This window comes from Ornithinibacillus contaminans, from assembly GCF_001038425.2.
GTDB classification, from domain to species: domain Bacteria; phylum Bacillota; class Bacilli; order Bacillales; family Amphibacillaceae; genus Ornithinibacillus; species Ornithinibacillus contaminans.
The window spans coordinates 90,201-103,632 of record NZ_LDPV02000052.1; the positions used below are offsets into that span (position 1 = coordinate 90,201).

The 13,432-nt window shown below is 38.6% G+C and carries 15 protein-coding genes, 1 other RNA gene and 1 riboswitch; of the genes, 12 read left to right on the forward strand and 4 right to left on the reverse strand.

Features of this window, described 5'->3' with window-relative positions:
- Positions 1-44: 44 nt before the first annotated feature.
- Positions 45-1,148, reverse strand: coding sequence for a 5-methyltetrahydropteroyltriglutamate--homocysteine S-methyltransferase (locus JF53_RS15575; protein WP_047979809.1), 1,104 nt, complete (start codon positions 1,146-1,148; stop codon positions 45-47).
- A 131-nt stretch (positions 1,149-1,279) separates the two neighbouring features.
- Positions 1,280-1,381: riboswitch (SAM riboswitch) on the reverse strand.
- Between the two features lie 195 nt (positions 1,382-1,576).
- Here JF53_RS15575 and JF53_RS15580 point away from each other — a divergent pair.
- The 10 genes from JF53_RS15580 to JF53_RS15615 all read left to right on the forward strand — a co-directional run bounded on the left by JF53_RS15580 (position 1,577) and on the right by JF53_RS15615 (position 9,214).
- Entirely contained in the window at positions 1,577-2,353 is a 777-nt protein-coding gene (locus JF53_RS15580) for a Cof-type HAD-IIB family hydrolase (protein ID WP_047979810.1), read from the forward strand.
- A 64-nt stretch (positions 2,354-2,417) separates the two neighbouring features.
- On the forward strand, positions 2,418-3,032 hold the full coding sequence (locus tag JF53_RS15585; protein WP_047979811.1) for a 3'-5' exonuclease: 615 nt from the start codon (positions 2,418-2,420) through the stop codon (positions 3,030-3,032).
- Between the two features lie 166 nt (positions 3,033-3,198).
- Positions 3,199-4,191 carry a signal peptide peptidase SppA gene (gene sppA, locus JF53_RS15590; RefSeq protein WP_047979812.1) on the forward strand — a complete coding sequence of 331 codons (993 nt, stop codon included), beginning with the start codon at positions 3,199-3,201 and terminating at the stop codon, positions 4,189-4,191.
- A 14-nt stretch (positions 4,192-4,205) separates the two neighbouring features.
- Positions 4,206-4,673, forward strand: a complete 468-nt coding sequence (locus JF53_RS15595; RefSeq protein ID WP_047979813.1) for an RDD family protein — start codon at positions 4,206-4,208, stop codon at positions 4,671-4,673.
- 256 nt (positions 4,674-4,929) lie between these two features.
- Positions 4,930-6,516: an acyl-CoA synthetase gene (locus tag JF53_RS15600; RefSeq protein WP_047979862.1), complete on the forward strand. Its 1,587-nt coding sequence runs from the start codon at positions 4,930-4,932 to the stop codon at positions 6,514-6,516.
- 79 nt (positions 6,517-6,595) lie between these two features.
- Positions 6,596-6,736 (forward strand): small, acid-soluble spore protein L, encoded by a 141-nt coding sequence (gene sspL, locus JF53_RS17100; protein WP_064965389.1) that lies wholly within the window; start codon positions 6,596-6,598, stop codon positions 6,734-6,736.
- Between the two features lie 15 nt (positions 6,737-6,751).
- Positions 6,752-7,000: a hypothetical protein gene (locus JF53_RS15605; RefSeq protein WP_047979863.1), complete on the forward strand. Its 249-nt coding sequence runs from the start codon at positions 6,752-6,754 to the stop codon at positions 6,998-7,000.
- An 82-nt stretch (positions 7,001-7,082) separates the two neighbouring features.
- Positions 7,083-7,270: non-coding RNA, 6S RNA (ssrS, locus tag JF53_RS17105), on the forward strand.
- 535 nt (positions 7,271-7,805) lie between these two features.
- Complete coding sequence (locus JF53_RS15610; RefSeq protein WP_047979814.1) at positions 7,806-8,180, forward strand: VOC family protein; 375 nt, start codon at positions 7,806-7,808, stop codon at positions 8,178-8,180.
- A gap of 83 nt (positions 8,181-8,263) precedes the next feature.
- The gene (locus JF53_RS15615; protein WP_047979815.1) at positions 8,264-9,214 is read left to right on the forward strand and encodes an alpha/beta hydrolase; all 951 of its coding nucleotides are present in this window, start codon (positions 8,264-8,266) and stop codon (positions 9,212-9,214) included.
- A 53-nt stretch (positions 9,215-9,267) separates the two neighbouring features.
- Here the strand turns inward: JF53_RS15615 and JF53_RS15620 are convergent, their stop codons facing one another.
- Positions 9,268-9,837 (reverse strand): nucleotidyltransferase family protein, encoded by a 570-nt coding sequence (locus tag JF53_RS15620; protein ID WP_047979816.1) that lies wholly within the window; start codon positions 9,835-9,837, stop codon positions 9,268-9,270.
- Positions 9,838-9,877: 40 nt separating this feature from the next.
- Positions 9,878-10,453, reverse strand: coding sequence for a Maf family protein (locus JF53_RS15625; RefSeq protein ID WP_047979817.1), 576 nt, complete (start codon positions 10,451-10,453; stop codon positions 9,878-9,880).
- Between the two features lie 141 nt (positions 10,454-10,594).
- Between JF53_RS15625 and JF53_RS15630 the strand changes: the two genes are divergently transcribed.
- A complete protein-coding gene (locus JF53_RS15630) occupies positions 10,595-10,873 on the forward strand; it encodes a DUF4190 domain-containing protein (RefSeq protein ID WP_083443659.1) in 279 nt (92 codons plus the stop codon).
- Between the two features lie 20 nt (positions 10,874-10,893).
- Here the strand turns inward: JF53_RS15630 and JF53_RS15635 are convergent, their stop codons facing one another.
- Positions 10,894-13,017, reverse strand: coding sequence for a metallophosphoesterase family protein (locus JF53_RS15635; protein ID WP_157052546.1), 2,124 nt, complete (start codon positions 13,015-13,017; stop codon positions 10,894-10,896).
- A 193-nt stretch (positions 13,018-13,210) separates the two neighbouring features.
- On the opposite strand from JF53_RS15635, the gene JF53_RS15640 reads away from it, so the two are divergent.
- Positions 13,211-13,432 (forward strand): type 1 glutamine amidotransferase family protein, encoded by a 222-nt coding sequence (locus JF53_RS15640; RefSeq protein WP_157052547.1) that lies wholly within the window; start codon positions 13,211-13,213, stop codon positions 13,430-13,432.

Here is a 13,432-nt window from a genome sequence, read left to right on the forward strand (position 1 = left end):
AAGAAAAAGTCAGGCTAAAAATGTTTGCCTGACTACTCGTATGCTTAACCCCAAACTTCTTTTGTGATATCCACGATAAACTTTAGCTTAGCCCATTGCTGTTCTTCTGTTAGCTTATTTCCGTGATGTGTTGATGCAAAACCACATTGTGGACTTAAACACAACTGGTCGAGTGATACAAATTCTGTTGCCTCTTGAATCCGTTTTTTGATGAACCCCTTATCTTCTAAGTCACCGAATTTAGAAGTAATCAATCCTAGTACTACTCTCGTATCGCCTCTAGGAATATGCGCTAATGGCTTGAAGGTTCCAGAGCGTTCGTCGTCATATTCAAGAAAGAATCCATTGACTTTCTCCTTGGCGAATAAAGTAGGAGCAATAAATCCGTAGCTCCCCTCAAATGCCCATCTAGATTCATAGTTGCCTCGACATAAATGGGTGGTTATGTATAAGTCCGCTGGTTTATCAGCTAAGACACCATTTACTACACGTAGTGCCAATTCAATTAATTCGTCACGTGTTAGGTCAGGCTCGTAAGCAATTAAACTATCAGAATTTAGGCCAGCAATATACACGTCATCGAACTGTAAGTAACGAACTCCAGCGTTATAGAATGCTCGTAAAGCATCCCGATAAGTATCGATAATGTCTGTAGCATAATCCTCAATGCTTGGATAAATCGCGCTATTCCGTATGCCACGATGAAATAACTGATTTGGGCTTGGTATGGTTTGTTTGGTCACTGCACGGCCATCGACAATGGCGTTTAGTTCGATAAAGTCTGTGATAAATGGATGATCGGGATTAAAGGAAATTTTTCCTGTATTACGTACATCATAAGGCTCAGTTTCGATACCTTGAAATGGAATGCCGTGTTCAGGCACATACCCTTCAATCCCATTCAGATGTTCCAAAAAGTCTAGATGCCACCAAGAGCGACGAAATTCGCCGTCTGTTACTAACTCAAGGCCGACTTCAATTTGTTTATCAACAATACGCTTTATTTCTTTTGTTTGTATCGTTCGAAATTCCTCTGCTGATAGTTTTCCAGAATTATAATCAGTTCGTGCTTGTAATAAATTTGCTGGTCGAAGTAAGCTTCCTACATGATCTGCTCGAAATGGTGGGTGATGAACAGTTTTAGTCATTTGTAATCCCTCTTTCTTTTTTAAATAGTGAATAAAATGAACAAATTATCGTTTCCTTTATTTACCGCCGAACAACAAAAAACCTCTTCCTAAATCATAAGAAGAGGTTCACTTAATATCGTAGCAATCTCTTCTTATCATCTAGCCTTACGCTACTGGAATTGGCACAGTACTCATCGGAGTCCGCTGCCGAGGCTTCAAAGGGCCAGTCCCTCCACCTCTCTGGATAAGAAAGTATTCGTAATTTAATTGTTAGTTTATAATTTACACACGTCCTAAAGGGTTGTCAAGTAAATATTTTTCAAAAAAAAAGAAAATTCAGTTCAATGATAAATTTTCTTGGAGACCATGATAGTTGACTTGGTATGCCTTTCATACGTTAGAATAGAAATAGAAACGAAATAGATAATAGAGGAGCAGAAAACGATATGACAGCGCAAAGTGTTCTATTTTTTGATATCGATGGTACATTGTTAGATCACAACAAAGAATTACCGAATTCTACAAAGGAAGCCATTCAACAGTTGAAAGCTAAAGGTCATGTTGTTGCAATTGCTACAGGTCGTGGACCATTTATGTATAAGCGTCTTCGGGAGGAATTAGGAATTGATACATATGTTAGCTATAACGGGCAGTATGTCGTCGTCAAAGGTGAGGTTGCGTATAAAAATCCTTTGCATCGACCATCATTAGAAAAGTTGACGAACGATGCATTGAAAAATAATCACCCGGTTGTTTATATGTCACCTACTGTGATGAGGTCCAATGTGCCAGAGCATGCCTTTATTACGGAGAGTATTAGCACATTAAAGATGGAGATGCCTAGTCATGATCCGCTTTATTATCAGGATAACGATATTTTCCAAACCTTGTTGTTCTGTGAAGAAGGGGAGGAAAAACAATACGAAGAAGCATTTCCAGCATTTGATTTTGTACGTTGGCATCCATTATCTGTTGATGTTCTGCCAAAAGGTGGTTCTAAAGCACAAGGAATTGAGCAGGCAATGCAAAAACTCCAGTTTGCAAAAGAACATCAATATGCATTTGGCGATGGATTAAATGATATTGAAATGTTGGAGTCGGTAACCAATAGTGTTGCAATGGGAAATGCGGAGGAAATTGTAAAGTCTCATGCGAAATATGTGACTAAGCCAGTTGATCAAGATGGAATATACCACGGTTTGAAAATGCTTGGATTATTGTAACGGTTGGTATATTGTTTGCCTGGTGTTAAGCTAGGAATAAATCGTCATAAAGGAATGTCTAACTATGAATTTTGTATCGATTGATTTTGAAACGGCAAATGAAAAACGGAATAGTCCTTGTGCAGTAGGTATTGTAATTGCGAATGAAACAGAGATTTTAGAAGAATACTACTCTCTAATTAATCCCGAAACCTATTTTAATTACCATAATATTCGAGTCCATGGGATTATGGAGGAAGATGTACTTGATGCGCAAACTTTTTCCGAGATGTGGCCAAAATTGAATGGGTATCTTTCTGGAAATCTAGTTATTGCTCATAACGCTAGCTTCGATATGAGTGTTATTAGGCAAACATTGGATCAACATGGGCTAACCTATCCAGACATGGATTATTTATGTACCGCGAATATTGCCAAAAGAGTGTGGCCAGCATTGGAGAACCATCGCTTGAATACACTTGCTGCGCATCATGGCATTGTTTTTGAACATCACCATGCCTTAGAAGATGCTCGTGTCGCTGCCAAAGTGATGCAAAAGGCAATCGCAGCCTATGAAACCGATTCACTTGATGAAATGCTGAAGCAGATCAATATTACAAAGGGGAAAATCTATGAACGAGGTTATTTTCCACCTAAGGTGAAACGAACAAGGAAACATGCAACATTGTATTTATCTTAGTTTAAAGTTAATCGCGTATAACTAGAAATCCAGTGCTCATATTTAGTGGGCACTGGATTTTTTTCTGGTATCATCCCCGTAGAAAATAAGATTCGTCACGATTAGAAATCGATACCTAAATAGTGTATTCTGTTAATTAGAATTGGGAAAAACAGGAGGATATAACATGAATAAGAAACGCTGGTTTGCATTATTAGCAGCTGTAGTGTTGTTTGTTGTCTCACTAGGATTTCGATTTGTAACAAGTGTTGCTAGTACAAATTTTGAACAGTTATTTTCTTTTCCAGAAAATAAGTTTGAAGAAGAAGTGCTGGAAAATGGTACACAGGGCAAGCTTGTTGTTTTGTACTTGGATGGTGTCATTCAAGATACCACGCCAAGTTCTTTTATTAATACCACTTCTTATAATCATCGTCAGTTTTTAGAAATGTTAGAGGAGGCTGGTGATGATCCAACTGTTGATGGGATTATCTTACGCATTAATACTCCTGGTGGAGGAGTAGTTGAAAGTGCGGAGGTTCATGATAAACTAGTTGAAATTCAAGCGGAACAGGAAAAACCAATTTATGTGTCCATGGGGAACACGGCAGCATCTGGTGGGTATTATATTTCAGCCCCAGCTGATAAGATTATTGCCCATCCGGCAACACTAACTGGCTCGATTGGTGTTATCATGCAAGGTTATGACCTTTCTGGTTTAGCAGATAAACTAGGTGTAGAGGTTAATACCATTAAAAGCGGTGAATTTAAAGATATTATGTCCACCTATCGTGACATGACAGATGAGGAACGGGAACTACTGCAAACGATGATTGATGATATGTATGCAGATTTTGTTCAAGTGATTGTTGATGGTAGAGGTATGTCTGAACAAACAGTTCGAAAGCTTGGCGATGGACGTGTATACACTGGTAGCCAAGCAAAGGATAATGGTCTTGTCGACGAGCTTGGTTCATTAGAGGATACGATGGAAATGATGAAAGCAGATTTGGAACTAGAGAATGCACAAATCGTTACGTATAATCAACCATTTGGAATCGACCGATTTTTTGGAATGTCTATGAAAAATCTTTTTGGAAAAGATACAGAGCTCTTTAATATGATGGATAGCATTCGTGAGTCAAATGCACCTCGAGCGATGTACTTGTATTCGAATTAGGGGAGGGATAAGGAATGAGTGAACTACGTATGGAACCAATAGCTGATCTTGTCACCCTTGAAAAAAGATATGCAGGATTTTGGATGCGTTTTTGGGCATATAGCATGGATCTAGTAGTCATTTTTAGTCTAAATGGTATCTTGCTTTCTCCGTTCAAATTTGTCAATGAGGGGCTGGCGGTTAGCGTTGGTTTTTGGACGGTGACTGGAATAATTGGCGCTATTATTTACTATGCCTATTTCTTATTCATGACGAAGTATTTTGGGCAAACAATTGGAAAAATGATTATCGGGATCAAAGTTATTCGGGAGGATGACCAGCCACTCAAATGGAGCGATCTTTTATTTCGAGAGCTTATAGGTAGATTTATTTACCAAGTATTTTCGTTCCTAGCAGTACTTTATATCATTGTAGGATTTACCGATGAAAAACAAGGATTGCATGATATGATTGGTAGTACGCGCGTTATATTTGAACAATAAAATAGATGAATGAGGCTCTTCTTGCAGTGATTCTTACGATAAGGAGAGTTTTTTTGTTTAGAAACGGATTGAAAAAGGACGTAATGTAGGTGATTTTTGGGTCGAAATTAGTTGAATAAGATGAAGTTTTGACAGAGTGTTTACTTTATATTGCTAACAAAAATTATCTGAATTAAAATAATTAATAGAATTTTAAAACGGTCAGTCATCAAATTATGTTGAGGAGTTGGTTCTGTTGAACACAGATTCAAATGTAATGGATGAACTTACGAATTTACTCGAACGTGCCCGCCGAAATACTTTAGGAGATATTTTAGCGCGAACAAGAGATAGGATGCCCGAAAAATTTGCTTTGGCATATCGGGATAAGCGTCTGAATTACGAAGAACTCGACGACTTAGTCAATCAAACAGCGTTTGTTTTTCGGGAGAACGGAATGAAAAAGGGCGATATGATTACGGTAATGTCTAAGAATAGCCTAGATTTTGTTGTGGTTAACTTTGCTTTAGCTCGAATTGGTGCTGTGATGATTCCGATTAACTATATGCTGACAAAAGATGATGTTCGCTTCATCCTCCAGCATGCTGGTGTTCGTGGCTTTATTGCGTCTGAGGAATATGCGCCAGTACTTGACTTAGCAGGTGAAGGAATGCAAATTGATTTTCGCTATTTAATGGATTTGGAGGAAGCGGATTATCCAGATGAGCGCTTAGTGGACTGGACACCATTGCGTGATGTTACGGTGGATAAGCCTACTGAATTCGTAGATACGGCATTAGCTGATGATGACCTTGCTCACGTCTTATATACTAGTGGTACAGAATCACGTCCAAAAGGGGTTATGTTGACACATAAAAGTATTATTAGTGAATATATGAGCTGTATTGTTGACGGTAATATGACAGAGGAGGATGTCATCATTCATCCGCTTCCGATGTATCATAGTGCACAGTTACACTGTTTCTTAGGGCCAAGTATTTATCTAGGATCTAGTGGGATTATTTTAGATGGTGCAAGTCCAGAGGTTATTTTGACTACAGTTGAAAAGGAATGTGCTACCCAGCTGTTTTGTCCACCGACGGTTTGGATTGCGCTTCTTCGCCACCCAGAGTTTGATACGCGGAATTTATCAACATTAGAAAAATGCTATTACGGTGCTGCGATTATGCCAAGGGAAATATTAAAGGAGCTTTCGGAAAGGCTTCCCAATGCGAGGTTTTGGAATTTTTATGGGCAAACAGAGGTTGCACCTCTCGCAACAGCCTTACAGCCACAAGACCAATTACGTAAGCTAGGCTCAGCAGGAAAACCAGCATTAAATATGCAAACAAAAATAGTAGATGATAATGATCAAGAGGTACCTCGTGGTGATATAGGCGAGATTGTTCATCGTACACCACATGCGATGAAAGGGTATTTATTTGATCCGGAAAAAACGGCGGAAGCATTTCGAGGTGGTTGGTTCCACAGTGGTGATTTAGGGGTAATGGATGAGGAAGGCTACATTACAATTATCGACCGGAAAAAGGACATGATCAATACAGGTGGTGTGAATGTCTCCAGTAGAGAGGTGGAAGAGACCATTTATCAAATGGAAGGTGTTTCCGAGGTAGCTGTCATTGGCATTCCAGACAAATATTGGATCGAAGCCGTTACGGCAATAATCGTACCAAAATATGAAGCGAGTTTAACGGAAGAAGCCGTAATAGCGTATTGCAAAGGGATTTTATCAACCTTCAAAGTTCCGAAATATGTCGCCTTCACGGATGTCTTGCCTAAAAATCCTAGTGGCAAAGTTTTGAAGCGAGAATTACGACAGGAGTATGAGGGTCTCGGTGATTGAGAAAAAATTAAATTTCCTAGCATAGGAATTCGGATAAATCATGTTGTTTTTGAAATACTAGCTAATGGAGGTGTTGAACTTGCCAGAGAAAAGTGATAACTGGAGTAAAAAGCGTGCTATTTCAAGTGTGAATCCTCAAGGTTTAACCGAGGAGACTGCCAATCACCGACCAAAATCGCAGTTAGAGGACAGGGCTAAAAAGAAGAACACGAAGATTTAAAAGCAGGTGAGAACAATCGATAAGACATTGTTGTACTTAAGAGAATCTTTATCTAATTATGCAGAGAATGAGTTAAACCAATCGATTTATCATAAATTAATGAAAAATAGGTATGACAGCGAAGTGGCGTTTGTAGAGGATCTAAACGATAAAGAAATGCAGTATTTAGAGAAAATCCTGCAACGAGAAATTAATTATGCAGAAAATGTTCAAGATGATCTAAGGACAGAACAGCTTCGAGAGGTTTATGAACAAATTTTTTAGGACATATGTGAAGAATTGCCTATTTTCCAAAACTGGATGACATTGACATTGCTATTGAGGTTCGAACGATGTATGATAAGGATACAAGCTACGATGTACGTATTTAATTAAGTTTTAACCTCTAATTGGATAATAGGGAGTTTTACATTGAAACTCTAATGCCGTGCCGCCATGGATGAGCGGAAGGCAGGAAGGTTTCTGCAAACACCCACTTTGGTGAAGTGGTGGTTTAAAACTTTTTATTCAAAATACGGCATATGTGGCTGTTGATAACTAACATGACAGGCCAGTTTCTTTCGAGAGACTGGCCATTTTTATTGTGCGATAGAATAATTAGTGGATATGTGTGAGGAGTAACAATAGGTAATTTAGGACATCAGTATATAACCAGTCTGGAGTGGAGATTATCAGCCCGAAATACGGGAATATCGCTCGTAATGAGGAAACATCGCCCGAAGTACTGGAATATCGCTCGTAATAGGGAAACATCGCCCGAAATATGGGATTATCGCTCGTAATGAGGAAATATCGCCCGAAGTACTGGAATATCGCTCGTAATAGGGAAACATCGCCCGAAATATGGGAATATCGCTCGTAATGAGGAAATATCGCCCGAAGTACTGGAATATCGCTCGTAATGATAAATTATCGCCCGAAATACGAGAACATCGCTCATCAGTAGGGATACCGAACTGCACGATCCTACCTTATAAGCAAATCCTTTCAACTAGTATTGGTAAATAGTATTATTAATTATCACTCTCAACTATTATGATAAATGTATCAATGGGTGAGGGGTGTTTGTATGAATTTTAATTATGAAAAGATTGATCATGTGCAGTTGGCAGCGCCAGTGGGAGAAGAAGAGAATGCGCGCTTGTTTTACAGGGATTTGCTTGGACTTAACGAGGTAGAGAAGCCAGCAAATTTAAAGAAGCGTGGTGGAGTTTGGTTCCAGTCTGGTAATGTTGCCATTCATATTGGAGTTGAAGAACCGTTTTATCCAGCTAACAAGGCGCATCCTGCCATACGTGTGAACAATATTGAGGCGATGAGAGCTTATCTTGATTCGAAAAATGTTGCTTATACAGATGATGATAATTTACCAGGTGCTAATCGATTTTATCTAATCGATCCATTTGGCAACCGCTTAGAATTCCTTGAGTGGGGGAATTTATAGTTTCCGCTTTATGAGGAAATAGAACTAGTATATTATTAAATTAACGTAAAGATAGTATGTTTTTAGGCCCAGGGGGAGAACAATTGAAAAAGAAACATATGATTATTTTAGGAATTGTTATCGGTATTCTGATCATTGGATTGCTGGTAGCGGGTAATTATTTTTATGGGGAAGGCATTAAACGCGGTACTGATATCGAGTTACACAGTGAATCGGAAACCGTAAATGCTGAAGCGAGTGAAACGGCGTTATCTATTATTGAAGAAGCGGAAGAATGGTATGCAACACAAGAACCAGAAATTCTAGAAATACAGTCTTATGACGATTTGACATTAAAGGCTGGGTTTTTGAAAAATGAGGAAAGCTCAGGTAAGGCAGTAATCTTGGCGCATGGCTATAGAGGAAAACATGATGATATGGATGATTTGGTTAAGTATTATTATGATCAGGGGTTTGATGTGTTAATGCCTGATGCAAGAGGTCATGGTGCTAGTGAAGGGGACTATATTGGCTATGGCTGGCATGACCGCCTTGATTATGTAAAATGGATTGACTTGTTAATTGCGGAATATGGAGAAGAAGATATTCTTTTACATGGAAATTCCATGGGTGCTGCCCTTGTATTAATGACCAGTGGTGAGGAACTCCCATCAGAAGTGAAGGGGATTATTGCAGACAGCAGTTATACAACTGTTAAGGAAGAACTAAAGCACCAAATGAAATATTTATATCATCTTCCATCGTTTCCATTACTTGATGTAACGAGTGTAATAACGAAGGTTCGTGCTGGCTATTACTTTGGTGAAGCTTCTGCTGTTGAGCAGGTGAAGAAAAATACGCGTCCACTTTTCCTTATTCATGGAGACGCTGATGAGCTAGTGCCAACAGAAATGGCTTATGAATTATATGACGCAGCAGGTGGCGAAAAGGAATTATGGATTGTCCCTAATGCTGGTCATACAAAGGCATACACAGTTGAAACAGAAGAATTTCAACAACGATTACAATCGTTTATTGATAAAGCACTTGAATAGCAGAGAAGCACCGCTAATTTCCATTGGCGGTGCTTTTGCTTAGTTAAAATTTTCTAGGCATCTAAATAGGTTACCTTATTCCAGGTTGCTTTCCAGTTTTTAGATTTTATTCGCTTATAGTAAATTTTCATTTGGGCATCTGAACACTTGCAATCTGGAGTAGGGCGAACGGTTAGGTTTAGAACATCCTCCACACCATGAGGAGCCGTCAAACGTAATTCACCATTTCTGATTAGTTTTACACCTAATGCTGTCACCGTTTCTGGAAATTTAGAAATGGCATCTACTGTACTAGTATAGGGATCGATTCCGTTTCTTAGATGCATACGGGCTTCGTTTTTTACCGACCATGGAACAGAAGGCAATAGCTGTTTCAGTCTATTCTCATATTCCTTTTCCATAGCTTCGTCAGTAGTAAATTTATCAAAGTAGACCAAATCAACATCATCGATTATTGTGGGCTGGGTAAAATCATGGAGAACATCCCAAATTTTTGAACGGACAAAGCCAGCACAGATCCACCAATCAGGTAGATCAAGCGTATGGGCTGCTTTAAGGATCTCCATCATGGTTGTGTCCTGTTGGATGATATCGTAAATGTCTTTTTCGTTTTGTAGTTGCATTGATTTACTCTCCATTTCAAGCATTGAATAAAATAGCCAGTCAGGAAGCTGGATAAATGTCAAATTGCTTTAATTCACGAATTACCCGTGAAATTGGGAGCCCCATAACTGTATAGTAATCACCGGTTAAGCTTTTTACCAATGCTGCTCCTTTGCCTTGAATGCCATATGCGCCAGCCTTATCAAACGGTTCTTTTGACTGTATGTATTGGGTGATTTCTTGTTCTGTTAATGGCCAGAATTCAACAAGTGTTTTTTCCACAAAAGATATTTCATGTTGATGGGAACGAATCATGACGCCTGTATAGACCTCATGCACGTTTCCGCCTAAGGAAGTTAGCATGGTAAAAGCATCTTCATCATTTTTCGGTTTACCAAAAATATTGCCGTTAAATGCAACAACGGTATCGGCTGATAAAATGACTTCGTTTGGGCGGGTAATTTCTGTTTGCTTACCTTTAAGGATTGCTAACTGTTCTACTGTTTTGGCAGGATTACCAAGATGAATATGTGATTCGTCGACATCTTGTTTTCGAATTGAAAATGGAATATTAACCTGTTCTAACAGTTCTTTTCTCCGAGGAGAAGTGGATGCTAGAATTAGTTCTTGTGTCATCAAAGTACCTCCGTTGAAACAATGTTCTAGTACTAATTAGTATACTAAAATTTATCTATTAAAAATAGTTACTATACAGATTGCTCATTTTTTGATATTTTTGATATTGTACACCAAAAGTCCTACATAGGGGGAATGAAAATGGAAACAAAAGAGACAAATGGAAAATCGGTTGCGTCATTAGTTTTAGGAATCATAGCAGTTATTGTACCTTATATTGGAATTATTCTTGGAATAATTGGTCTTGTATTAGCGAATAAGGGTATTAAAGAGATTGCGGTTACTGGCCAAGGCGGTAGAGGCCTTGCAGTTGCTGGAAGAGTTACCAGTATTATCGGGATTGTTTTTGGTGCTATTCTATTATTCTTTTTAATTCTAAGTCTTGCAATCCTTTCTTCAGATCCATATTATGGTTATTAAAAAAACGGTAGTGATCAGTGTTACAGTTGATCACTATCGTTTTTTTTCTCTTGATAACTCTGATAGGTAGCCACGCTATTATGCTTGAGAAGTCTATTTTGGATGAATTCACTCGTAATCATTATAAGTCCAATATTATTTTGTGTGTGCATAATGGAACCAGTTGTCGAAGTAAGGTAATTAATATGCTCCTGCCAGTCACATTGTTTACCATTAGTATCCGATTTTTTGATAAAGGTAAGGCTATTTTCTTCATCATAGGTTCGGTAGATGGTTCGTTTTTTCCTCGTTAGCGAATTGAACCATACGACGAATTTTAACAACAAACCCCATAGACCAGAAAAACTCATATTATGAATCGGGCTACTAGTAAATTGATAAATCGTAATTGGCTCGTTATGATTTGCATATACGGTGGAACGAACAGCGTTTGCGTAATGAACATCACCAGAGAGGATGTAACAGAACTCGGGTTGCCATTTCAATAATTGTTGAATAAAGCGATTAAATCCTCTTCCGTTATATTTCCACGCTTCAAAATCTAGTGCATAGCTTACTGGTAGCCCGATTGCTCGCAGTGGATAAACGAAGCGTTTTAGAAACGATTCAATAATACCAAGTCCATATAACGGGGTAGGTGAAACGACGATTATCGGGTCTCCTTTTTTCCAATTGCTAGTTCGTAATGTCTTGTAGGCAATATTCCAGCCTCTTTTTCCAATTAGTTGAGGAGTTCTAGCTGCTTCATGAAAAATTTTGCCGATTCGTAACGGTTTTGGCTTACTATCAAATTGCCTTAAAGTCCGAATGTCGAGAAATAATGCCTTTGGTTTAGTTGGAGCAATGAAAGTCCACTTGCTATAGTTCGGTAGTTGAATAGTCCATTCATCAGGGAAGTAGGAATACTTCTTGTGATATTTAAGTTGAGCGGTGAAGGTAGTTAATTTAGTACGAAAGGCTTCTGGATCGTTTCCCCATCCTTGGAAAAGCCAATAGGCAGTTAATCCATTTGTGATGATATGCTTCCCAAGTCTTTTGTTTTGGACATTTTCAATCCATTCAGATGAGATATTCCAATCGTCGGTGATGTCATGGTCATCAAATATCATATAGGTTGGGGTATTTGCCAATACCCTTCGAATTCCAGCTAAAGTCGGAATGAAGTCTCTTAATTGTTTAAGTTGCTCCTCGTATTTCTGTTTAAGCTGCTTCAATTCTTTTTTTCGTCTTCGTTTTTTCCGTGATGGATACATCACATAATAGGCATCCTCTTGGACTAAGGCTTCAAAACTTGGGATCTCTAAATTTCCGTCTATTTCTTGTTGCCAAAGTGATGGCCCTAATGTCACTAAGTACATCATGGCATATTCACTGAAACGTATTAAGTGGTTACTCGCATGGTTTGAAGTGAATTTTGCAAAGGTATTCATGACATATTGCCTGCCATTGATTTGATCGATTCCACGTTGAAAGGGTGCTGTTTTTAGGCGAGGCTCAATGATTTGGATTCCTTGTTCATCTTCGTCAATAATAGGCTGTGCAAGCTTCCATAGCTTGTAAAAAATGTAGTCCGCAACATCATCAGCATAAATTTGATCCCCCATAAAGAACAAGGCGTTTGGCCGTTCATTTACCAGGAAAGCGTGTTGTTCTATCCAATCATCGGCAACCGTTATGACACTTGAATCCTTTCCATGTGGCTTTTGGCAGGATCCATATAAAATGTTTGCTGGAATGCTATCTTGAATGATGAAGGTGGGATAGGAAAGATTACCATATACAATGGAGTGAGGATTTTCTTTATCGAGTAGATTAAGGTCGCCTAAATGGAAGGTTTCATCTCTTGTCTTAAATAACAGATTGTAGCCAATCATACAATCGGTAGGAAAATTATTGCTGTAAGGTGTTATTTTAACAAGATAGATGTATAAGTTCTTGCCAGCTTGAACCATACTCGATTCTGTAGTTGTCTCCATTGGTTCATATTCAATAGAATGCATAGATACATCTACGTTTACTTGAAAGAATTGTGCTTCCACCTGAACGTTTTCACTCGTTGTCATCCAGATATATACTTGGTTTGGTTCGACACGTCTTATAATTGGTCCCGCTAACAAAAAAGGAATGTTATCAATAGCAATCACCTCCAACCTATATAAATTAGTTTATTCCTGGCACGGAGAGTTGTTTGGTTGCGAGCCTACTTATCGTACTATTTGTTAACTATTCCTTCTTATCTAGGCGGTTTTGTATATAATGAAGGGAGAATAAAATGGTGGGGTGAGGTAATGACGAAGGTTTTACTTTTTGTATATCCACAATATGCAGATTTTGAAATTGCGCATATTTACCTGTACGCCAATTACATATGATACGTTTAAGCATGTATTTGAAGGTGCAGAATATACTGGTGGTCGGGTAGAGGTTTCCGGCAACATTGTAACTGCAAAGGGAACCGCATTTCCTGAATTTACACTTGCCGTATTGGAACAATTAGGTCTGTGGAATTCACAAGAGCAGCGAGAAAACGCATATAGGTTCTGTAAGGGTGACGTATAA